17 protein-coding genes and 1 pseudogene are annotated in these 21,307 nt (G+C 69.9%); 10 read left to right on the forward strand and 8 right to left on the reverse strand.

Features of this window, described 5'->3' with window-relative positions; genetic code table 11:
- Positions 1 to 88 precede the first annotated feature (88 nt).
- Positions 89 to 1,192: a hypothetical protein gene (locus tag ABZX12_RS42150; protein ID WP_355701106.1), complete on the forward strand. Its 1,104-nt coding sequence runs from the start codon at positions 89 to 91 to the stop codon at positions 1,190 to 1,192.
- Here ABZX12_RS42150 and ABZX12_RS42155 read toward each other — a convergent pair.
- Together ABZX12_RS42155 and ABZX12_RS42160 are read right to left on the reverse strand one after the other, a co-directional pair.
- Positions 1,122 to 2,399: an MFS transporter gene (locus ABZX12_RS42155; RefSeq protein ID WP_355701107.1), complete on the reverse strand. Its 1,278-nt coding sequence runs from the start codon at positions 2,397 to 2,399 to the stop codon at positions 1,122 to 1,124. The genes ABZX12_RS42150 and ABZX12_RS42155 overlap by 71 nt on opposite strands.
- Before the next feature lie 17 nt (positions 2,400 to 2,416).
- Entirely contained in the window at positions 2,417 to 3,010 is a 594-nt protein-coding gene (locus ABZX12_RS42160; protein WP_355701108.1) for a helix-turn-helix domain-containing protein, read from the reverse strand.
- A gap of 171 nt (positions 3,011 to 3,181) precedes the next feature.
- Here ABZX12_RS42160 and ABZX12_RS42165 point away from each other — a divergent pair, with 171 nt between their 5' ends.
- Entirely contained in the window at positions 3,182 to 3,565 is a 384-nt protein-coding gene (locus ABZX12_RS42165; protein ID WP_355701109.1) for a hypothetical protein, read from the forward strand.
- A gap of 134 nt (positions 3,566 to 3,699) precedes the next feature.
- Complete coding sequence (locus ABZX12_RS42170; protein WP_355701110.1) at positions 3,700 to 4,644, forward strand: aminoglycoside phosphotransferase family protein; 945 nt, start codon at positions 3,700 to 3,702, stop codon at positions 4,642 to 4,644.
- A gap of 128 nt (positions 4,645 to 4,772) precedes the next feature.
- On the opposite strand, the pseudogene ABZX12_RS42175 reads toward ABZX12_RS42170, so the two are convergent.
- Positions 4,773 to 5,179, reverse strand: a pseudogene (locus ABZX12_RS42175) (rhomboid family intramembrane serine protease).
- Between the two features lie 1,561 nt (positions 5,180 to 6,740).
- Between ABZX12_RS42175 and ABZX12_RS42180 the strand changes: the two are divergent.
- Complete coding sequence (locus ABZX12_RS42180; RefSeq protein WP_355701111.1) at positions 6,741 to 7,688, forward strand: phosphotransferase; 948 nt, start codon at positions 6,741 to 6,743, stop codon at positions 7,686 to 7,688.
- 600 nt (positions 7,689 to 8,288) lie between these two features.
- Here the strand turns inward: ABZX12_RS42180 and ABZX12_RS42185 are convergent.
- Entirely contained in the window at positions 8,289 to 9,191 is a 903-nt protein-coding gene (locus tag ABZX12_RS42185) for a phosphotransferase (RefSeq protein ID WP_355701112.1), read from the reverse strand.
- Between the two features lie 115 nt (positions 9,192 to 9,306).
- On the opposite strand from ABZX12_RS42185, the gene ABZX12_RS42190 reads away from it, so the two are divergent.
- Entirely contained in the window at positions 9,307 to 10,569 is a 1,263-nt protein-coding gene (locus tag ABZX12_RS42190) for an SAM-dependent methyltransferase (RefSeq protein ID WP_355701113.1), read from the forward strand.
- Entirely contained in the window at positions 10,566 to 11,669 is a 1,104-nt protein-coding gene (locus ABZX12_RS42195) for a hypothetical protein (RefSeq protein WP_355701114.1), read from the forward strand. Before ABZX12_RS42190 ends, ABZX12_RS42195 begins: the two co-directional genes overlap by 4 nt.
- Positions 11,670 to 11,726: 57 nt before the next feature.
- Here the strand turns inward: ABZX12_RS42195 and serC are convergent, their stop codons facing one another.
- Positions 11,727 to 12,854, reverse strand: coding sequence for a phosphoserine transaminase (gene serC, locus ABZX12_RS42200; protein ID WP_355701197.1), 1,128 nt, complete (start codon positions 12,852 to 12,854; stop codon positions 11,727 to 11,729).
- Between the two features lie 183 nt (positions 12,855 to 13,037).
- On the reverse strand, positions 13,038 to 13,889 hold the full coding sequence (locus ABZX12_RS42205; protein WP_355701115.1) for a phytanoyl-CoA dioxygenase family protein: 852 nt from the start codon (positions 13,887 to 13,889) through the stop codon (positions 13,038 to 13,040).
- Positions 13,890 to 13,989: 100 nt separating this feature from the next.
- On the opposite strand from ABZX12_RS42205, the gene ABZX12_RS42210 reads away from it, so the two are divergent.
- Complete coding sequence (locus ABZX12_RS42210) at positions 13,990 to 14,751, forward strand: AraC family transcriptional regulator (protein ID WP_355701116.1); 762 nt, start codon at positions 13,990 to 13,992, stop codon at positions 14,749 to 14,751.
- On the opposite strand, the gene ABZX12_RS42215 is transcribed toward ABZX12_RS42210, so the two are convergent.
- Positions 14,748 to 15,860: a citrate synthase 2 gene (locus ABZX12_RS42215; protein WP_355701117.1), complete on the reverse strand. Its 1,113-nt coding sequence runs from the start codon at positions 15,858 to 15,860 to the stop codon at positions 14,748 to 14,750. The two genes, ABZX12_RS42210 and ABZX12_RS42215, sit on opposite strands and share 4 nt — an antisense overlap.
- 139 nt (positions 15,861 to 15,999) lie before the next feature.
- On the opposite strand from ABZX12_RS42215, the gene ABZX12_RS42220 reads away from it, so the two are divergent.
- The 3 genes from ABZX12_RS42220 to pdxH are packed head-to-tail and all read left to right on the forward strand — an operon-like array spanning position 16,000 to position 19,111.
- On the forward strand, positions 16,000 to 16,548 hold the full coding sequence (locus ABZX12_RS42220; RefSeq protein ID WP_355701118.1) for a hypothetical protein: 549 nt from the start codon (positions 16,000 to 16,002) through the stop codon (positions 16,546 to 16,548).
- Between the two features lie 31 nt (positions 16,549 to 16,579).
- Complete coding sequence (locus ABZX12_RS42225; RefSeq protein WP_355701119.1) at positions 16,580 to 18,460, forward strand: hypothetical protein; 1,881 nt, start codon at positions 16,580 to 16,582, stop codon at positions 18,458 to 18,460.
- A 9-nt stretch (positions 18,461 to 18,469) separates the two neighbouring features.
- On the forward strand, positions 18,470 to 19,111 hold the full coding sequence (gene pdxH, locus ABZX12_RS42230) for a pyridoxamine 5'-phosphate oxidase (protein WP_355701120.1): 642 nt from the start codon (positions 18,470 to 18,472) through the stop codon (positions 19,109 to 19,111).
- Here the strand turns inward: pdxH and ABZX12_RS42235 are convergent.
- Positions 19,060 to 21,234, reverse strand: a complete 2,175-nt coding sequence (locus ABZX12_RS42235) for an MMPL family transporter (RefSeq protein ID WP_355701121.1) — start codon at positions 21,232 to 21,234, stop codon at positions 19,060 to 19,062. The genes pdxH and ABZX12_RS42235 overlap by 52 nt on opposite strands.
- Positions 21,235 to 21,307 lie beyond the last annotated feature (73 nt).

Raw genomic sequence — 21,307 nt, forward strand, 5'->3', positions numbered from 1 at the left:
CCGCACGCGCCGACTGGTGACCTCGCTCGTACTGGCCGCCCTGGTCGTCATCGTCGTGGTGGCTGCCCTCGTCCGATAACGTCGCCGCATGACGCCCCCCGCCGGTGAACGTTCGTCGTACCTGATGCGGGCCGGTCTGGTCCGTAACGTGCGGTCCGGGGAGCACCTGACCACGTTCGTGGTGTCCGGGGTGGCGACGGTACTGGTGACCCGGCTGATCCTCAGCCTCAGCGGGTACCCGCAGATCGGCGGCAAGGGCCTGCACATCGCGCACGTCCTGCCCGGCGGGCTGCTGATGCTGATCGCGATCTCGCTGCTGCTCGGGTACGTCGGGCCGGTGGTGCGGCCGGCCGCGGCGACGGTCGGCGGGATCGGGTTCGGGCTGTTCATCGACGAGGTCGGGAAATTCGTCACCTCGGACAACAACTACTTCTACAAGCCGACCGCCGCGATCGTGTACGTCGTCTTCGTGCTGATCGTGCTCGGCACCCGCTTCCTCAGCACCCGCCGGCCGATCGACCCGAGGGAGGAGCTCGCGAACGTCGTCGACCACGCCGTCGAAGGTGTCGCGGGCGGTCTGTCCCGGCGCCGCCGGGCCGAGGCGGCGGAGCTGCTCCGCACCGTCCCAGCGCAGATCGAGGGGCGCCGGCAGACGTCCGAGCTGCTGGCCGCCTGTCCGCCTGACGAGGTGGAGCTGGCCGCTCCGGTGGACGCCGCCTGGCGGGCGCTGCAGCGCGGCTTCGAGCGGCTCGCCACACACCCGAAGGCGCCGCCGATCGCCGTCGCCGCACTGGCGATCCAGTTCTTCGCCGCGCTCGTCATCGCCGCGGTGCTGGGTGACGGTCTCGACAACCTCCCGGTGCTCGGCGTGACCGTCGGCAGTTTGCTGTCGGCAACGTTCACCGTGCGCGGCGCGCTGGCGTTGCGGAAGGGAAATCGGGCGCGCGCTGTCCGCTTGTTCGAGCTGGCGGTGCTGGTGTCGTTGCTGATGACGCAGGTCTTCCAGTTCGCAGCCACGCAGTTCGCGGCGGCCGGCGGGATGCTGCTGGACCTGGTGATGCTCGGGCTGCTGCGGGCGGAGCGGGAGCGGATGCGGCGCGAGCTGGACAACGCCACCAAGGCTAGGACGCTCCGACTGCCACCCGATCTCGATCTGCCGCCGTTCCCGGAGGATCCGTCGGACCCGGTGTAGCCCGCCACGTCTCGTGCCGGCCGATCAGCACCGGTGACATCGTCGCGATCAGGTAGATCACACCCCCGGCGAGCAGCGCGGGCGCGAGACCGATGGCCGTCACGGCAGCCCCGGCGACTACGCCGCCCAGCGGTACGCCGGTCCAGCAGGCCGCGTTCGACAGCGAGTTGACCCGTCCGAGCAGGTGGCCTGGGATGCGTTCGATCTGGATCGCGCCGAGCACCGGGTTGATGAAGCCCGCGCCGATGCCGCCGACGGCGTACACCGCCATCAGGGTCCAGATCGGTACGTCGGTGGCCATCGCCACGAAGCGCGGGGCCCCGGCGATCAGGAACGCGACCGTGAAGACCAGTTTGCGCGGGATGCGGTCACCGACGGCCGACGCGAGCAGGGCGAACAGGGTTGCGGTCACTCCGAACGAGGTGAGGATCAGACTGGTGTGACCTGGACCGTAGCCGTGCTCCTTGATCCAGACGGGCAGCAGTACGGTGCTGGTCGCAGCGTCGAGCAGGTTGGTCACCGCGATCATGACGACCAGCGGCAGCAGGAGCCTGTCAGTGCGCAGGAACGTCCAGCCCTCCAGGAGTTGGCGGCCGTAGCCCTGCTCCTTCGGCGCGGACGTGGCGGACCTGGGGACCCAGCGAGTGATCAGTACGGCGCAGACGCCGAACGACACCGCGTCGATCCACAGGGCGTTGACCGCTCCGACCAGGGTGATGAGGCCGCCGGCCAGTGCGTACGCAAAGAAGCCCGCCAGACGTTCCGTCGTACTCTCCAGACCCGTCACGCGCTCCAACGGGACCCTGGCCGCTCGGGCGATGTCGGGGATCAGCGTGGCCTTGGCGGCGTCGCCCGGTCCGCGGAGCGCTCCGGCGATCGCGACCAGCACCAGCAGCGTCGGGAAGTGCAGGAAGCCGAGCGTGTGGAGCAGAGGGACAAGAGCCACCACCGCCGTACTCGCTGTGTCTGCCACGACGCTGATCCGGCGGGCGCCGACCTTGTCGATCAGCGGGCCGCCCATCGCCTTCACCACGACCAGCGGCGCCATCTCGGCCATCGCCACGAGACCGGTCTTCACTGGTGACCCTGTGGTGATCAGTACGAACCACGGGATCGCGATCGCGCTGACCCGGGTCCCGCAGATCGACACGACGTTCGCCACCAGGAACGCAGCCAACGGCGCCCGGTTGCCCTTCTCGCCCATCATTGCCGCACCCCGTGTGCTTACTGGCGCGTTTCGCGCGGGAACGCCTGGATCTGGACCGTGACCTGCTCGGCGCCCTCCGGCAGCGGAGCGGTGAGGTCCGGGGTCTTGTACTTCTCCAGGACCGCCATGACCTCGCGCATCATCGTCGCCAGCTGGTCGGGCCGCAGGTGGAAGAAGTAGTCCGAGAGCATGCTGGCGTCGCGCCAGTCCTCGGGCATCGTCTGCATCGCGTCGATGAACCCGAAGATGTTCTCCGCGTACGTCTGGCCGACGCCGTGCAGGAAGCCCAGCGCCAACTCAGGCTCCTGGTCCAGCAACTCGGCCGCATTGAACTCGGTGCCCTGGTGCGCCGACTTCCACCAGCGGTCGCGGGCGTTGCCGCGGCTGTCGTCCTCGACCACCAGCCCCGCGTCGGCGAGCTGCCGGAGGTGGTAGCTGGTCGCACCCGTGTTCACGCCGAGCCGCCCGGCCAGGGTCGTGGCGGTCTGCGGCCCGTACACGCGGAGCAGACCGAGGATCCGGTTCCGCATCGGGTGCGCCAGCGCGCGCACGAGGTGCCGATCCAGTTGGACGGTGCGGGCCGGCTCCACGCTCTCGTTCTGGTCGCTCATGGCTCAGAGCATAGGACTGCAAAGACTCTTTGCAAAGTGTTTTTGCAAACCAGTTCTGCAGTCTGGTTGTCCACAGCTTCCAAATCGCCGCGCCGGACCGGGCGCGATCAGGGCATCTTCTCTGTCGACCACGAACCCGACGTGCCTACTTGAGGAAAGAGAGATGTCCCGATGATCCGCGTGATGTTCGACGACGCCGACTACTGCGACGTGCCCGCCGACCTGATGACCTTCACCGACGGCGCGGTGATCTTCTGGCTCAAGGGCGAGGAAGTAGGCCGCCATCGCCAGGCCCGCATCCGCTCCCTGGAGCCCGTCAACCCGCACTCGATGACCCGCAAGATCCAGAAGGCCCGCAGAACCCACCCCAACGCCTTCCGCCCGTGGTCCCCCGAAGACGAGCAAACCCTGATCGAGATGCACAACAACGGCGCCCCCATCGACGACCTCAGCGAAGCCCTCGGCCGCCAGGAAGGCGGCATCATCACCCGCCTGAGAAACCTGGGCCTCCTCGACGAAGATTCAGACCCAGCCACCCCCACACCCACCCCGTGACCCCCACGCTCCGTCCCGAAGCCCGCCGTCACATCAAGCGCCACGGACACGCCGTGGTTGCCGCTTGGCGTCCTGTCTGCGGCGGGTCGGAAAACCCCTGTCGCCGCAGACCCGCGACGAATATGGTCGCGTTCATGACCGACGGCGACTGGCGAGACGGTGGTTTCAGACAGCGTCGTCCCTCCGCGGAGACCCTCGCCTGGGTTGCGGCGTCGATGGGCCGAGGCAGCCGCGTCGTCGGTTATCGCCGATTGACCGGTGGCGTCTGCTCCGCCGTGAATCGCCTGACTGTTGAGCGAGGTGGAACGCGAACGTTCGTCGTGCTGCGGCAGTACCCGGCCGGCCTCGACCTGCAGGAACCCTTGAAGAAGGAGATCGCCAACCTGGGTGTGGTGGCCGGAAGCGGGCTCCCGGTTCCGAGCATCCTGGCCACTGATGTTGCCGGTGCTTCGACAGGCGGCGCGCCATCGTTGCTGATGACACGGCTGCCGGGCCATATTCACCTCAGTCCAGCGGAGCCTCGGTCGTGGCTGACGAGGATCGCGGAGATCGCCGTACTGTTGCATTCCCTCGATCTCCCCGCGAGGACGTTCAGACCATGGACAGATTCCTGGATCGCACCTCTGGACGGGTTTCGGGTTCCGGTCGACGCACAGAAGCCGGCGGTGTGGAAGGCGGCATTCGACGCCATGGCCGCGCCGCCACCAAACGACACCGCCGTCTTTCTGCACTGCGATTTCCTGCCGGTCAACATGCTCTGGTCACGCGGAAGAATCACCGGCCTGACCGACTGGAACTCCATCCATCGGGGATCGCGCGCGATCGACATCGGGCACTGCAGGCGATACCTGGCGGTGCTCTACTCGCCCGAGTGGTCGGACCAGCTTCGGTCGCTCTACGAGTCGATCGCCGGGGCGACTCTCGATCCGTGGTGGGACCTGTATGCCCTGCTGCACTACGACGGCAGCGGCTCGAAGTGGATCCGCGATCAGGTCGCCGGGCGCCGACCCGTCGACGTGCCCGGCATGACCTCCCGGGTCGAGCTCGCCATCGAAACAGCCCTGCGGCGCCTCGGCTAACCGCGGGTTCGGTGCTGGCCACCCTTTCCAGTTCTGGCACGCCGCACAGACCCTGCACGAAGGCCGGTCGCACTCACCCCCATGCCCACAGGCTGGGCCCGTCTCCGCAGAACGGTGGGTTGAGCCTGCTATGGCCAGGTGGTGTGCGCTAGGCGCGGCAGGAGGAGAACTCCCAGCGCCATCCCGAGCAAGCACGGCAGGCCGTGATTGTCATGGAGTACCGTGCCGATCACGGCCAGCACCGGCACCACGAACGCCGACCTCCGCAGGTTCCTCGGGAACTCGACGCCGTACCGGCGGGACGCAACCATCACCGTCACCGCCAGCGCACCGAGCAGACCAGCGCTACACATCGAGTTGCCCGCGCCGACAGGGTTCAGCCAGACGTAACTCACAAACTGACCAAACAAGCCGCAGCCGAAGTACAGCAGCAGCCAACGGCCCGTCCGAACACCCGCTCGGCAGCCGTACCCACCACCGCCAGCCAGACCAGATTGACGACCAGACCGGCCGTCCAGCCGTCCTGGAAGAACATCCCGGTGACCAGCCGATACCACTCACCGTCGTCGATCCGCGCCGCGTCCCGAACCACCTGGTCGTACAACGGCCGATGGACGAGCTGGGCAACGCCGCACCCCAGCGTCACCAGAAACACCGCACCAGTCAGAAACGGCCGCCGCGCCCCGGCGCTGAGCGCCGCCAGCGGATGCGGCGCGACGCGTCCGTGGTCACGCCCCAAAACCTAACGTGACCAGAGGTCTACCACGACCGCGTCCACCTGCGAGCCACGCCCGCTGAAGATCAGCCACGACCGCCCACTCGCCCCACCGCCCCGAACCTGGCCAGCAAGCGCCCCCCGCACCTCGTCATCCACGGTCGACCCGAGGCCGGCCAGCGGAGAGCCTGCGCCCCGACCTGCGCGTCCGACCTGCGCGCGGTCGACGTCGGCGTACGACGTGGACGGGCGCGGCCGGCGTACGACGCGGGCGCGCGCAGCGGCGTACGACGTGACGGGCGACGGTGGGCGGGCGACGGTGAGCGGACGACCCGAGCGGACGATGTGGGGTGCGACCTGCGCATACGACCCGGGCGTACGACTCGGGCGTACGACTCGGGCGTACGACGCGGGCGTACGACGTGGGCCGTCCGAGGTGGTCGGGCGACCTGGGGGTGCGACCTACGCACACGACGCAGGTGCACGGCGTGGGCGTCCGAGGTGGGCGTCCGACGTGCGCGTCCGACGTGCGCGTACGACGTGCGCGTACGAGGTGGGCGGCAGACTTGGCCGTCCGACGTGCGCGTACGACGCGGCCGACCGACGCGGCCGATCGACGCGGCCGATCGACGCGGCCGACCGACGTGGACGGGCGACGCGGCCGACCGACGTGGACGGGCGACGTGCGCGCGACCTGCGCGTCCGACCTGCGCGTTCGACGCGGGGCTTGGGAAGCGGGCGTACGACGTGCGCGCACGACGTGACGGGCGACGGTGGGCGGGCGACGGTGGGCGGGCGACCCGAGCGGACGATGTGGGGTGCGACCTGCGCATACGACCCGGGCGTACGACCTGCGCGTTCGACGCGGGGCTTACGAAGCGGGCGTAGGACGTGCGCGTACGACGTGGGCCGTCCGAGGTGGGCGTCCGACGTGGCCGTCCGACGTGCGCGTACAACGCGGCCGACCGACGCGGACGGGCGACGTGCGCGCGACCTGCGCGCGACTGCGCGTCCGACCTGCGCGTCCGACCTGCGCGTCCGGCCTGCACGTCCGGCGTGGGCGTCCCGCGTGGGCGGGCGACCCGAGCGGCGACCGGGGGTGCGACCTACGCATACGACCCGGTGCACGGCGTGGGTGTGCGACCTGTGGGGCGACCTGGGCGGGCGGCCTGGCTGTGCGAGGTGGGTGTGCGAGGTGGGTGTGCGAGGTGGGTGTGCGAGGTGGGTGTGCGAGGTGGGTGTGCGAGGTGGGTGTGCGAGGTGGGTGTGCGAGGTGGGCGGGCGACCCGCGCGTCTGCGCCTTGCGTGCTGTGGGGAGGAGGGGGTTTGTGATGCGGTAATTGCGGTGCGTTGGCGAAGGGTGGGGCTTAGATTGCGTGGGATGACTGCGGACGACGATGTGCTCTCAAGCCTTTCGTTTCTTGGTGTGCCGCGGGGGCCGATGGTTCGTGTGCATGGCGGGTTTGCCAATCGGATGTATCGGCTCGAGACCGACCAAGGGTCGTTTGCGGTGAAGGAGCTGAATCGGGTCGATCGGCGCTGGGTTTATCGCGTCGAGGACGTGTTCAGGTTCGAGCGGGCGGCGTTTGCTGCTGGTGTCCCGATGCCTGAGCCGATCTGGGCCGGCAGTGACCTGCTCGTACACCGGTGGGTCGAGGGGGAGAAGGTGCCTGAAGAGCCGGTGGCGGTGGCTTTTGCGTTCGAGGTCGGGGAGGTTCTCGCGCTCATCCATTCGCTCGACGTCGAGTGGACCCGCGGGGTGGTCGACGAGCCGGCGCCGCGGGACTGGCCGGAGCTTGCCGAGCGGGCGGTGGCGACCGGGCAGCCGTGGGCGGATGAGCTTGCCTCCCGTGTCGAGACGTTTGGTGCGATTGCCCAGTTCGTCGACGCGTGCGAACGGCCTGGTCCTGTTGTGTTGAGCCACAGGGATGTTCAGCCGTGGAACCTGCTTGCTCGCGACGGGCGGCCGGTGGTGCTCGACTGGGAGCTGTCGGGAATGGTCGATCTGTCCGGTGAGCTCGGCTCGACCGCGCTCAGCCTCTCGAAGGGGCGTGGATTCGACGGCGTCGAGCCCGAGGTCTTCCGTGCGGTGCTCGATGGGTACGTCGCAGGGGGTGGGGTGCTGCCGCCGCCGGGGCCGAGCTGGTTCGCGTACACGATCGACGGCTGGTTGGGGCATACGCGGTGGAACATCCTGCGCTGCCTCGCCGGCGTCGAGGCGACCACCGGCCCGGAGTTGGCGCTGTCCCACGAGTCCGTGCGCAACGGTGTGCGTGGTCTACCTGACCTGTTCAGCCGGCTCCCGGAGCTGCAGAAACTCCTCGCCTGACCTGTTCGCGCCCGACGGTCGTCTGGCAGCAGCCGAGCCCACGCCGTCCCCCAGTCGCGTTGTCTCGTGAGTCAACGGTGAGCGTGGGCATCGTGAGCTGGTCGGCCGGCCTGTGGAGTTGGGCGCGTTGTTCGGGTGAGTCGCTTGCACCGTGGCTGTTGTCCGGTGGCCGGCCGCGGTGGTTGTCGGGCCTGGGCGGGCTGTCGCGTGAGGTTGTGGGCAGGGGTGTGGCCGTCGCAAGCTGACGGCTCCCTGCTGTCTGGTGGCAGGACCGCGGTCGGTGCAGGCCCCGCGGCGTGCTCTCTCGTGAGGGCTGCGGTGTTCGTGGTCGTCGCGAGCTGTTCGGCTGGGCTTGCGCGGCTAGAGCGGTTGGCTGGGGCCTCTGCTGCGTCGAACTGTCTAGCGGCGGGCCTAGGTGGGCGTCGGCCTTGGCGGCGTGTTGTCGTGCGCGTAGGTGGGTGGCGATGCAGGTGGTCGTCGCGGGCTGTTGAACTGGGCCGCCCATGGCCTGTGGCTGGCTGGCATGTGGCAGGAGGGCGCGCCGTCGGCAGCAGTGTTGCGTGCTGTTCGGCTGGTTGCGGTGGGGGGCTGGCAGGCCGTTTAGGGGGACAGGTGGCGGGCGATGACGTCTACGCAGCGCCGGAACTGGGCTGGGGTCGCCGGGTTTTTCCAGGCGAGGAGTTCCAGGGTCCAGTCGATGGCGAAGGCGGCGGTCAGGGTGGGGTTGGCCGGGTCGGGGGTGATGACGCGGGCGTAGCCGCGGCGGAGGAGGTCTGGGCGATCGTGGAGCGGGGCGCCGGCAGAGACCTCCCAGCGGGCCAGGTCGAAGGCGGGGGAGGCGGGGCCGGCGAACTCCCAGTCGATGACGCCGGTGAGGGTGCCGTCGTGGATCAGGAGGTTCTTGGGCAGGAAGTCGCCTTGGGCAAGTGAGACGGCAGGCGGCGGAGTGGTCGTCACGACCCGGCGCAGGAAGTCGGCGCCGCGTTCGACAACCTGCGCTGCCGATGAGTCCAGGGTGTCGGTGACGATCCGCAGGATCCGGGGGACGGCGGTCTCCTCGGGCAGCCGCAGGGCGTGCTGGATACCGCGGCCGGCGTCCGGCGTGACGCTGTGTACCCGCGCCAGAATCTCACCAGCGTCCACGGTCAGGCGCTCCACATCAGCCGCGGGCAGCCCGCCCATGAGCTCGTCGAGGGAACGGCCAGGCAGGTACTGCTGGATCGAGAAGGACAGCAGCTCCCCGTCGTGGTCGACGTGCTCGAGGCCGAGCACCTCTGCAGTCGGAACGCCCACAGCGCGCGCTCGCCCCATCAAGTGCGCCTCGTCGATGAACCACGGCGTACTCTGACGCGCGATCCGGACGACCACCGGGCCATCGGCGGCCAGGTCGGCGCGGTAGGTCTCGTTCATCCCCCCGCCGGAGAGCGGCACAAGACACTCGACTTCGCGGCCAGAGACCGACCGAACCACCGAGTCGATGATCGCGCGAGGCGTCGTCACCATCGGCCAAGTCTCACGCAACTCCGACGGCCGGGCATCCGCATTTCGGTCACCCGGAGTAGGCAGTCGGTAGGAGACCCTTTTGTGATCGACCCGAGTGGTCGGCGACAATGGCGCGATGCAGCCAGAGGTGCGGTCGGACGAGCCGGCGCGGCCGGAGGAGTCCGGAGCGCTGGGGGTGATCCGCGCCGCCCTGCTCGATCGGAGCGGTCTGGTGCGCGCGCTGGCCTCGGGGCGGCGGCGAGGGCTGGAGGCGCCGTCGTACCTCCGCGTCGAGGTGCGGTACGTCGATCTGAAGGGGCAGCGGCACCTGCAGATCACCGAGTTCGACGAGCGTCAGGCCCACACGCGGAACGTGCCTGAGGCCGAGCTGGAGAAGGCCGTCGACGAGCTGCTCGACCTGCCGTACGGGTCGTGGCACGTCGAGACGACGACGGAGACGCTGCGGCTGCGCTACACCAAGAAGGGCAAGGAGCTGCTGCACCGGCAGCAGGACCACCGGGAGCAGGCGACCAGCCACGACCGGGTGAAGCGCCGGGTGCTCGACCCGGCCGCGCCGTTTCTGATCGAGCTCGGGATCAGCGACCACCAGGGCCGGGTGAAGCCGTCGCGGCAGGCGAAGTACAAGCAGATCGAGGAGTTCTGCAAGCTGCTCGCACCCGCGCTAGAGGAGGCGGTCTCGGCCGGGCGGATCGCGAAGAACAGGCCGCTGCAGGTCGTCGACCTCGGCTGCGGAAACGCGTACCTCACGCTGGCGGCGTACCACCTGCTCACCGCCGCCGGGCACGACGTCCGGATGACCGGTATCGACCACAACCCGGCGGCCCGGAAGCGGAACACCCGAGTGGTCGAGGCGCTCGGCTGGCAGGAGCACCTGCGGTTCCTCGACGCGACGATCGAGGGCGCGGAGCTGGACGTCCGGCCGGACGTGGTGCTGGCGCTGCATGCCTGCGACACCGCGACCGATGACGCGCTCGCGCGGGCCGTCGGCTGGGAGGCTTCGCTGGTGCTGGCAGCTCCGTGTTGCCATCACGACATCCAAAAGCAGCTCAAGAGCGTCACACCACCGGCGCCTTATGCGCTGATGACGAGATATGGCATCGTTCGTGAGCGGTTCGCCGACGTCCTGACGGATTCCCTGCGGGCGGCGGTGCTGCGACAGGTCGGTTACCGGGTGGAGGTCGTGCAGTTCGTGGACAGTCAGCACACGCCGCGCAATCTGCTGCTCCGCGCTGCGCGGACCGGTGCCAAGCCGACCGCCGACCTGCGCGCCGAGTACCAGGCGATGGTGACCGAGTGGCACGTCACTCCCCGCCTGGCCGAACTGCTCCTTCCACAGACGGATCAGCCGGCGAAGCCCGGCGCCGAGGTGGTGTCGTGAGGCAGCTGCGCACCGCGTTCGCGCTGCTGGCGGCGACGCTCTGCACCCTCACGGGTGTGGCGCTGCCCACATCGACAGCGAGCGCGAGGTCGGCCGCGGGCCCGACGACGCCGGCGCCGAAGAAGCTGTTCACGATCCGGGACAGCCGGATCGAGGAGTCGTCGGGGCTGGCGAAGAGCGTCAACCACCCGGGCGTCTATTGGACCGTGAACGACTCCGGTGACACCGGGCGGGTCTTCGCCGTCGACACCACGGGGAAGGTGAAGGCCGTGCTCCGGTTCGGCGCGAAGGTGGTCGATGTCGAGGCGCTCGGCGTGGACCGGGACGGCACGATCTACATCGCGGACATCGGGGACAACAAGGCGAACCGGGACCAGATCGAGATCTACACGATCCCGGAGCCCGAGACGCTCGAGGACGAGTCGAACGTCAAGTACCACCGGTACGACTTCAAGTACCCGGACGGCGCCCACGACGCCGAGACCCTGCTGATCGAGCCGGGCACCAGCCAGCTGTACATCGTGACGAAGGCGCTGAAGGGCACCGGGGCCATCTACGCGGCGCCGCCCGCCCCGTCCCGCGAGGGCACGAACGACCTCACCAAGCTCGCCCCGGCGCCGGCGGGCGTGATCACCGACGGCACGTTCATGCCGGACGGCCAACGCGTCGTACTGCGGACGTACGCCGACGTCACGACGGTGGCCTGGGGCGAGACGCCGAACGCCATCGCCCGCGGCACCGCGCCGCTGGGGCAGGGGGAGACGGTCGCGGTCGGCCCCACCGACGAGACCGTCCTGGTCGGCAGCGAAGGTTCGAACTCGGCCGTCTACCAGGTCCAGGTCCCCGCGAAAGCCGCCGCTTCCAAGCCGCCCGCGGCCGGCGCCACCCCGAAGCCCGGCAGCGCGACCGAGAGCAACAGCTCCAGCTCGGGCAAGGGCAACAACTTCCGCTGGATCATCGTCGGCGCCGCGCTCTTCGCGCTGATCATCACCGTCGTCACGTTCCCGCCCGGCCGCCGCGAGCGCCAGGACCGCCAGGCCGAGAACGCCCGCCTGACGGGCCAGTCGCCTTCCACCTCCCGCCGCCGGCAACACTCCTGACGCCAGCGCACAACCGCCGCCCCCTGACGGGAGCGGCGGCTGTGAAGGGCAGTGCGGTTACTTGAGGTTCTCGACCACGTAGTCGATCGCCTGGGTCAGCTTCTCGACGTCGTCCGGGTCCACCGCGGGGAACATCGCGACGCGGAGCTGGTTGCGGCCGAGCTTGCGGTACGGCTCGGTGTCGACGATGCCGTTCGCGCGCAGCGTCTTCGCCACCGCGGTGGCGTCGATCGCGTCGTCGAGGTCGATGGTGCCGACCACGAGCGAGCGGGCGTCGGGGTCGGTGACGTACGGCGTGGCGTACTCCGACTTCTCGGCCCAGGTGTACAGCCGGTTGCTGGAGTCCGTCGTCCGGGCGACGCTCCACTCCAGACCGCCCTGGCTGTTGATCCAGTCGGTCTGCTCCGCCATCAGGAACAGCGTGGCCAGCGACGGGGTGTTGTAGGTCTGGTTCTTGCTGGAGTTGTCGACCGCGGTCGCCAGGTCCAGGAACGCCGGGATCCAGCGGCCGGACGCAGCGATCTCCTCGACGCGCGCGAGCGCCGTCGGGCTCATCAGCGCGATCCACAGGCCGCCGTCGGACGCGAAGCCCTTCTGCGGCGCGAAGTAGTAGACGTCGGCCTCGTTGAGGTCGACCGGCAGGCCGGCCGCGCCCGAGGTGGCGTCGATCGCGACCAGCGCGCCCTCGTCGGCGCCCGCCGGGCGCTTGACCGGGGCCATCACGCCGGTGGAGGTCTCGTTGTGCGGCCACGCGTACAGGTCGACGCCGGCCTCGGCCACCGCGACCGAGCGGCTGCCGGGCTCTGCCTTGACGATCGTCGGGTCGGCCAGGTGCGGCGCCAGCTGGGCGGCCTTGGCGAACTTCGACGAGAACTCGCCGAAGCTCAGGTGCTGGCTCTTCTCCCGGATCAGCCCGAAGGTCGCGACGTCCCAGAACGCGGTCGAGCCGCCGTTGCCGAGCACGACCTGGTACCCGTCGGGCAGTTGGAAGAGCTCGGCCACGCCCTCCTGGACGCGCTTCACCAGGTTCTTCACCGGCGCCTGCCGGTGCGAGGTGCCGAGCAGCTTCGCGCCCTCGGTCGCCAGTGCGGCGACGGCTTCCGGACGCACCTTCGACGGGCCGGCGCCGAAGCGGCCGTCGGCGGGCTTGAGCTCTGCAGGAATTTGAATCTCGCTGGTCACCAGCGCGTTCCCTTCGTCGTCTGCCAACTAGTAGGCCGACGACGCTGTCAGCGCACCCCATCTTCGCACACCGCCCCCAGCCCGCCCCGCCAAGGTCCACTTTGTGCATCGGATCCGCGCGCCGGGCGCCCCGCCGTACGGATCCGATGCACAAAGACGGGCTGAAAGACGGGCTGGGGCCGCGGGTTACTCGTGCTTGCGGTCGATGGTCTGGGTGCCGGTGAGGAGGGCTACCGGGCCGTCGGGGGTGTCGGTCCACTCGCCGCACGCGCCGCCGCCCTCGGCCACCTCGAGCGTCAGTTCGGTGCCGTCCATCCGCAGCGCCGGGTGGTAGTACTGCGCGACGCGCTCGGCCTCGCCCTCGATGTAGTGACCGATGAGCGCGCGCCGGAAACGGTCGGTCGTCGTGTTCGGGTTGCTGCCGTGCACCAGCGCGCCGTGGAAGAACAGCACGTCGCCCGGTTCCATCACCACCGGTACGGCGGCCTCGGCCGTCGGCAGCGGGACGGTGACATCGGTGAAGCTGACCGTGGTGTCGGCCTTCTCCGTGCACAGGATCGGCCACCGGTGCGACCCGGGGACGACCTCCAGGCAGCCGTTCGCCTCGTCGACCCGGTCGAGCGCCATCCAGGCCGCGACGCAGGTCCCGGGATCTGCCTTCAGGTAGAAGTTGTCCTGGTGCAGAGCCTGCCCGCGCGAGCCCGGCGGCTTGAAGTAGATCATCGTCTGCACCGCGTACGGCGACCTGCCGAGCAGCGTCGTCATCACGTCGTCGATGCGCGGGTCGATCATCCACTGCAGCGACTCGTCGTCCCACCGGTGCATCTGCGCCATCCGCGGGTACCGCTTGAGCGGGTCCCGGTCGGTGGACGTGTGGCCCGCGAAGTCGTGCGCCCGCGGCCCGTGCTGCCGGACGTCCATGTAGTGGTCCCGCAGTCGCTCGGCCTCGGCGGCGGAGAACAGTCCCCGCACCAGCGTGTACCCGGTCCGCTCGAACTCCGCCCGATGCACCTCGGCGACGTTGTATGAAACGCTCATGCACGACTCCCGCGAAGCTGTCCTAGGATTCCGTCGGCTCCAATTTTCCTGCCGAAGCATGACGCGCGGCCACGGACGATCCACGCGAGGAGTTGAACTTTTGTCGCATCGGCTGCGGATCGAGCGGATGACGGCGCCGACCTTCTGGCGCTGCGAGGCGAGCTGGTCCTGGACGTCGCGCCCGCTGTCCGACCACCTGCTCTGGTGTGTGATGGACGGGCGTGGCGAGCTCGAACTCGCCGGCCGGCGGCGCGAGCTGCGCCCGGGCGTGTGCGCGGTCTTCGAGCCGGGCGACGCGCCGCGGGCAACGCACGACCCGCACCGGCGGCTGCTCGTCTTCGGCATGCACTTCGACGTCAAGCCTGAGCCGGGCGTGACACTCGAGCCGCGCTGGGGCGAGGTGAAGGACCGCGAGTTCCTCGGCGTCCTCGCCCGGACCAGCGACGCGTCGTACCGCCGAGGGGACGCGCCGGGCCTGCACCAGGCCGAACTGTGCCTGGAGCAACTGGTCGCGCTGGTCCGGGACGCCGTCCAGCACCCGGGCCGCAGCACCGCCGACGCCCCGGTCGACGAGATCGCCAGGCAGTTGCGGCAGGACCCGGGTCGCGACTGGACCGTCGCCGAGATGGCACGCCGCGCGTCGCTCAGCAGGGCCCAGTTCACGCGTCGTTTCGTCACGCAGCTCGGGATGTCACCCGCGCAGTACCTGATCCAGGCGCGGATCGACCGCGCGCACCAGTTGCTCACCGAGAGCGGCATGACCGTCACCGAAACGGCCGCCGCCCTCGGCTACACAGACGTTCCCTACTTCAGCCGCCAGTACAAGCAGCGCACCGGCCGCACCCCGAGTCAGGACCGCTAGGCCCAGGAAGGGTTCCAGCCCTCGACCGAGTCGGCCGGACGGGTCGCCGGGCCCGAGTAGATCGCGGACGGGCGGATCAGCCGGCCGGTGCGCTTCTGCTCCAGCACGTGCGCGCTCCAGCCAGCGGTCCGCGCGCAGGTGAACATCGAGGTGAACATCGGCGGCGGCACCTCCGCGAAGTCCAGGACGATCGCCGCCCAGAACTCCACGTTGGTCTCGAGCACCCGGTCCGGTCGCCGCTCGCGCAGCTCGGCCAGCGCGGCCTGCTCCAGCGCCTCGGCCACTTCGTAGCGCGGCGCCGCCAGTTCACGCGCCGTACGCCGGAGCACCCGGGCGCGCGGGTCCTCGGCGCGGTACACGCGGTGCCCGAAGCCCATCAGCCGCTCGCCCGCGTCCAGCAGACCCTTCACGTAGGCGCGGGCGTCGCCGCTGCGCTCCACGCCCTCGATCATCGTCAGCACCCGCGCCGGCGCGCCGCCGTGCAGCGGCCCGGACATCGCGCCGACCGCACCGGACAGCGCCGCGGCGACGTCTGCCCCGGTCGAGGCGATCACCCGCGCGGTGAACGTCGACGCGTTCATGCCGTGCTCGGCCGCGGACGTCCAGTACGCGTCGACCGCCCGCACGTGCTTCGGGTCCGGCTCGCCGCGCCAGCGGATCATGAACCGCTCGGTGATCGTGGTCGCCTTGTCCACCTCGCGTTGCGGCACCATCGGCTGCCCGATGCCGCGCGCCGCCTGCGCGACGTACGACAGCGCCATCACCGCCGCGCGGGACAGGTCCTCGCGGGCCTGGACGTCGTCGATGTCGTACAGCGGCCGCAGTCCCCAGGCAGGTGCGAGCATCGCCAGCGCGGACTGTACGTCGACCCGCACGTCACCGGTGTGCACCGGCAGCGGGAACGGCTCGGCCGGCGGCAGACCCGGCGTGAACGCGCCGTCGACCAGCAGGCCCCAGACGTTCTCGAACGGCACCCGGCCGACCAGGTCCTCGATGTCCACGCCGCGGTAGCGGAGCGCCGAACCTTCCTTGTCCGGCTCGGCGATCTGCGTGTCGAACGCGACCACACCCTCCAGCCCGTGCTGCACCTCGGTCCTCGGATCAGACATGCGACTCCCTCGTCCTCGTATCAGGAGACGGACTCACCAGGAGAGCCCGCGCCCTGGGCGCTCAGGCAGCATATGTCTCAGTGTCGATGCTCGGACAGATTTGTGACCGGTTCGGCCGTCCAGGCCCTAGTCTCGGCTCATGACAAAGCCCCTCCCCGCCCTCGGGCTCGTGATCGGCGTCGTCGCTACCTACATAGCCCTGGGCGCCTCGTCCTACGCGACGCCCCGGTTGATCCGGCGCCTGCAGACGTTCCGCGACAACCTGGGCGATTCGCTGCCCTGGCTCGTGCTGCTGGTCGTCATCGCGGTCGTGCTCGGCCTGCTGATGACGGCGCCGGCCATCGGCGCGGGTGTGACGACCGGGTCCGGGTTGCTGCTCACCGCGGTCGGGGTGGCCACGATGCTGCTGCCGATGCGGCAGTCGTTCGACCTGATGAAGCTCTTCGAGTTCCCGGGGGCCCCGCGCTTCGGCGCGTCGTACTTCCTCTTCGACGGGTCCATGATTCTGCTCGGCATACCGCTGTTGCTGGTCGGCATCCGGCGCTGGACGCAGGAGTCCAAGCAAGCCAGGCTTCCCAAGCCGCCAGGGCTTCAGGACACGTACCCCACCCAGCAGTGGGGCGGCTACCCGGGCCAGCAGCCATATCAGCCGCCACAGCACCCGGGCCAGCAGCAACCACCGCGATAACTTTCCCGGCGGAGCCCGCATCTGGCTCTGCATGGAAACGCTGATCGCCTACACCTTCGCGAACGACAGCACGGCGCGGGCCGCTGCCGGTCGTGCGCGCGTGGAGGCGTACTACGGCGCTCTCTTGCGGAACGAGGCCAAACACCAGGGGTACGACGGCCGCACGGTCGGACTGCACATGTGGGACCGCCATGACGGCTCCTGCCTCTGGCCGTCGTGGCACGACACCGGGGACACCCGCGTGGCCAGTGTGCACGCGCCGCTCGGCTATCAACGGCTGATCGGCGACGTCGAGCCGTACGACGGCCCGGCGCACCTCGCGAAGGCGGTACGGCGTACTCCGGCAAGCTTCCTCGACCTGGCGCCGCCGTTCACGATGGCCGTCCTGGATCCCGCTGCGGAACGCCTCGACCTGTTCACCGACTCGATCGGTGTCGGACGGCTGTTCCAGCTGCGAGTGCGCGACGGATGGGTCTGGAGCAATCGGCCCGTCGCAGCCCTGCTCTTCGCGGGCGTGCCCGCCGCGGCAGCGCCCAGGGGCTGGACCTTTGCCGCGGCCTGCGGCTGGTTCATGGACGACAGCACGCCGTACGACGGAGTGCTGACCGTTCCCGGCGCAACACACATCGTTGCCGACGGCCACCGTCAGCAGCGCACCGTCAGCCGGATCGAGACCACCAGTGTCTGGTCGACGGACAACGCGCACACCGCGGAGGAGACGGCGGCCGCCCTGCAGGACGTGGCGCGATCGGTCGGTCGGCTGTGGCCGGGCAGGCCGACGGTCGACCTGAGCGGCGGCCGTGACTCGCGGGTGGTCGCGGGCGCTTTCCTGGCGGCAGGCGTCGACCTGAAGCTGAACAGCTACGACGCGGTCCCCGGCGAACTGGACGTCGCGGAGTCCCTGGTCCAGTTGCTGCCGCGGCCCGTCGAGCACGTGGTGAGCCGGAAGACACCGGGTCAACCTGTGCCGGCCAAGCCGACCGCCGCACCGCCGTCGCTGGAGATGGTCGATCGAGCGCTGCGCTGGCACCGGTACGCCGAGGGGCTGCGGCCGGCCAGCTACCTCTTCCACACGCCGCCGGCATCGCTCGCGGGCGTCGCCCACCTCGCGATCGGCGGCGCGGGTGGCGAGGTGGCGCACGGCCACTTCTACCCACGCGACGTCCTGCAGCTCGACGCGCTACCGCTGCAATCCAAGCTGCATGCCTTCAGCAACCATCTGCAGGCCCGGCTGGTGCCGGCCGCGGGACCTGCGGGCGATGCACGCTCAGCCGTCGCCGAGCAGGTCGACCGGGTCCTGCGGGCCGCGGTCCACGGCGGCATCGAGAACGCGACGATGCTCGACTACTTCTACGTCGTCGAACGCCTGCGCCGCTGGGGTACGACGGGGGAGCGCACCGGCGTCGTCTCGCCGCTCCTGATTCCGTCGTTCGTCCGGTCGGCCTTCGCGCTCGACCCCGCGCACCGCGTCGAGAACGCCTTGCACCGCGAGCTCGTCCGACGGCTGGTACCCGCGTGGAGCGACGTACCGTTCTTCGCACCGCGTCCGACGGTCAGCACGCGCAGAAGCCCGGCGAAGGTTCGCTGCCTCGCCGACGCAGCTGACCGCGACCTGATCGAGCAGTTGCTCCGCGACGTCGAAGGATTCGAGTCGCTCGACACGCTGTGGGCCGCGTCCGTCGCCGGGGCCAGCTCGGCGGCAGGCGAGGCGACGCTCCGTCAGGCGCTCTGGCGGGCCGCCTTCGACCAGCACGTGGCCGAGGTGAACCGGCACCTACCGAACGCACCCACCAAAGCTCCAGCAGTCACGCCCAAGCCGCCCGCGCCGCGTCGTCGCGGCCCGCTGGTGCGCGCGGTCGGACGCAGCAGGTTGTGGAGGGCCTATCGGCGAATCCAGCGCGGCCGTCAGTAGGCTCGACGTGTGGACCTTGCGGAGATGCGGGAGACGTACGGACTCGGCGAGCTGCTCGAGAGTCAGGTTGCTGCCGACCCGGTCGTGCAGTTCCAGACCTGGCTGGAGCAGGCCAGGGCGGTCGGCATCGCAGAGCCGAACGCGATGGTGCTCGCGACGGCCGACACGGACGGACGTCCGTCGGCGCGGACCGTGCTGCTGAAGCGCGTCGACGAGCGCGGGTTCGTCTTCTACACCAACCAGCAGTCCCGCAAGGCCGATGACCTGGCCGCGAACCCGCACTGCGCTTTGGTGTTCCCGTGGCACGCGATGGAGCGGCAGGTCCGGATCGAGGGCACCGTCTCCAAGCTGCCCGGTGACGAGGTCGACGAGTACTTCGCGAGCCGTCCGCGCGAGTCACAGCTCGGCGCTTGGGCGTCCCAGCAGAGCCAGCCGGTGGAGTCCCGCGAGGAGCTCGACCTGCAGTACGCGTCGTACGAGCGGCAGTGGCCAGAGGGCACCGTGATCTCCACGCCGTACTTCTGGGGCGGCTACCTGGTCGCCCCGGAGGCGTTCGAGTTCTGGCAGGGCCGCACCGGCCGGCTGCACGATCGCCTCGCCTACCGCCGTACCAGCTCGTCCTCGTGGGAGCTGCTCAGGCTCCAGCCCTGAGGCTCCTCGCGGAAACCGTGCCGCGACCACCACTGCGCGAACGGCCGCGGCGCCCACCAGTTCGCCCGGCCGAGCAGCCGCATCGTCGCCGGCACCAGCAGCGCCCGCACGATGGTCGCGTCCAGCGCGATCGCGATCACCAGCCCGACCCCGATCATCTTCACGAACACGATGCCCGAGGTGGAGAACGCGGCCACCACGATGATCAGCAGCAACGCCGCGCTGGTGATGATCCCGCCGGTCCGCTGCAGCCCGAGCGCGACGGCCTGGGTGTTGTCGCCGGTCCGGTCGTACTCCTCCCGGATCCGGCTGAGCAGGAACACCTCGTAGTCCATCGACAGCCCGAACAGGACCGCGAACAGCAGCACCGGGTTGGTCGCGTCCAGGAACCCGGCCGGCGTGAAGTCGAGCAGGCCGGACAGATGCCCGTCCTGGAAGATCCACACCATTGCGCCGAACGCCGCGGACAGCGACAGCACATTCATCAGCAGCGCCTTCGCCGGCAGCACGAACGATCCGAACGCAACGAACAGCAGCGCGAACGTCACCACCACGATGAAGCCGGCCATGTACGGCGCGCGCGCCTTCAGCACGTCGAGCAGGTCGATCACCGCGGCCGTCTCTCCGCCCACCTCGACCCCAGTGTCAACAGGCGCCGGCACCGCCCTTACCCCGTGCACGACGTCCCGCGCCGGCAGCTCCTGCGCGGTGTAGTGCGTGTGCACCACAACCGACGCGACCCCGTCCTGGTAACCACCCAGCCGTACATTCTCCACGTCCCGCACCTGCCGCAACGACGCGATGTACGGCGCCAACGCCGCGGCCGGATCGCTCGGTGGGGAGGAGAACCGCACCGCCGCGTAGATGTCCGACCCGCCGGCGCCCGGGAAGTCGCGCTGCAGCGCCTCGGTGACCGTTCGCGAGGTGGCGCCGGCCGGCAACGACCGGTGATCCACGCCGCCGAGCTGTGCGCTCAGGAACGGAATGCCCAGCACCAGAAGCACCGGCACGAGGATCAGCACGTAGCGCACCGGCCGCCGCATCACGCTGTGCGCCAGCCGGTACCAGGCGCCGTGCTCGGCGGCCGCGCGACGGGTCTTGAAGATCCGCAGGTGGTTGACCCGGTGGCCGAGGACCGCGAGCAACGCCGGCAACGCGGTCAGGGCCGCGAGCATCGCGATCGCCACCGCGGCCGCGCCGCCGTACGCCATCGACTTCAGGAACATCACCGGGAACAGCACCAGGCTGCTGATCGCCACCCCGACGGTCACACCGGAGAACGCCACCGTCCGCCCGGCGGTCGCCATCGTCGCGGTCAGCGCCGTCTCCACGTCGTTGCCGCGAGCAAGCTCCTCGCGGAACCGGGTGACGATGAACAACGCGTAGTCGATGGCCAGCCCGAGACCGATCATCGTGACGATGTTGATCGAGAAGATCGACACGTCGGTGATCGCGGACAGGCCGCGCAGCAGCACGAACGCGCCGAGGATCGCGAGCGCGCCGACGAACAGCGGCAGTGCGGCGGCGACCAGGCCGCCGAACACGACCACCAGCAGCACCAGCACGATCGGCGTCGAGATCGACTCGGCCTTCACGATGTCGTGCTCGGTCTGCGTGTTCACCTCGTCGAAGACCGCGACCTCGCCGCCGACCTTCGTGTCCAGGCCGGCGGGGCCCGTCCGGACCTGCGCGGCGATCCGGTGGAACGTCTCGAGCCGGTCTTCCGGTGTCGCGCCGGCCAGCGTGAGCACGGCGTACGTGCTGTGCTGGTCCTTGGAGACGAAGACCGGCGACTTGGTGGCCCAGTACGTCGAGACCTCGGTCACGTCGGCGGCCGGCAGCCCGGACAGGTGCTGCTCGACCGCTTGCCGGAACGCGGGATCGGCCACGGTCGACGACGGGCTGCGGTAGAGCACGACCACGTCGGTACCGGTGCGGCCGACATTCTGCTCGATGGTCCTGACGGCGTTCGCGGCCTCGGTGTCCGGCGCGTCGAATCCGCCGTTGGCCAGCGAGCCGAACACGCCGGTGCCCCAGGCGAGGCCGAGGACGACGAACAGGCCGGTCAGCGCGAGCACCAGACGGCGCCGCCGGTAGGCGAAATGGCCGAGCGTCTCGAACACGGAACTGTCCCCCAGGGCGTAGATTGAGCGGCAGGAGCTTGAGTGAACAGCGTTAACTGTTAACGGTGTTCAC

This window comes from Kribbella sp. NPDC003505 (assembly GCF_040610875.1).
GTDB lineage: Bacteria > Actinomycetota > Actinomycetes > Propionibacteriales > Kribbellaceae > Kribbella.

What these genes read in the sequence shown, in the direction of transcription:
- ABZX12_RS42160 (WP_355701108.1), bottom strand. Translation starts at nt 3,010, where the DNA reads ATGAGCGACCAGAACGAGAGCGTGGAGCCGGCCCGCACCGTCCAACTG.
- ABZX12_RS42190 (WP_355701113.1), top strand. Translation starts at nt 9,307, where the DNA reads ATGCAGCCAGAGGTGCGGTCGGACGAGCCGGCGCGGCCGGAGGAGTCC.
- ABZX12_RS42225 (WP_355701119.1), top strand. Translation starts at nt 16,580, where the DNA reads ATGGAAACGCTGATCGCCTACACCTTCGCGAACGACAGCACGGCGCGG.
- ABZX12_RS42220 (WP_355701118.1), top strand. Translation starts at nt 16,000, where the DNA reads ATGACAAAGCCCCTCCCCGCCCTCGGGCTCGTGATCGGCGTCGTCGCT.
- ABZX12_RS42170 (WP_355701110.1), top strand. Translation starts at nt 3,700, where the DNA reads ATGACCGACGGCGACTGGCGAGACGGTGGTTTCAGACAGCGTCGTCCC.
- ABZX12_RS42205 (WP_355701115.1), bottom strand. Translation starts at nt 13,889, where the DNA reads ATGAGCGTTTCATACAACGTCGCCGAGGTGCATCGGGCGGAGTTCGAG.
- ABZX12_RS42155 (WP_355701107.1), bottom strand. Translation starts at nt 2,399, where the DNA reads ATGATGGGCGAGAAGGGCAACCGGGCGCCGTTGGCTGCGTTCCTGGTG.
- ABZX12_RS42165 (WP_355701109.1), top strand. Translation starts at nt 3,182, where the DNA reads ATGATCCGCGTGATGTTCGACGACGCCGACTACTGCGACGTGCCCGCC.
- ABZX12_RS42180 (WP_355701111.1), top strand. Translation starts at nt 6,741, where the DNA reads ATGACTGCGGACGACGATGTGCTCTCAAGCCTTTCGTTTCTTGGTGTG.
- ABZX12_RS42215 (WP_355701117.1), bottom strand. Translation starts at nt 15,860, where the DNA reads ATGTCTGATCCGAGGACCGAGGTGCAGCACGGGCTGGAGGGTGTGGTC.
- ABZX12_RS42185 (WP_355701112.1), bottom strand. Translation starts at nt 9,191, where the DNA reads ATGGTGACGACGCCTCGCGCGATCATCGACTCGGTGGTTCGGTCGGTC.
- ABZX12_RS42150 (WP_355701106.1), top strand. Translation starts at nt 89, where the DNA reads ATGACGCCCCCCGCCGGTGAACGTTCGTCGTACCTGATGCGGGCCGGT.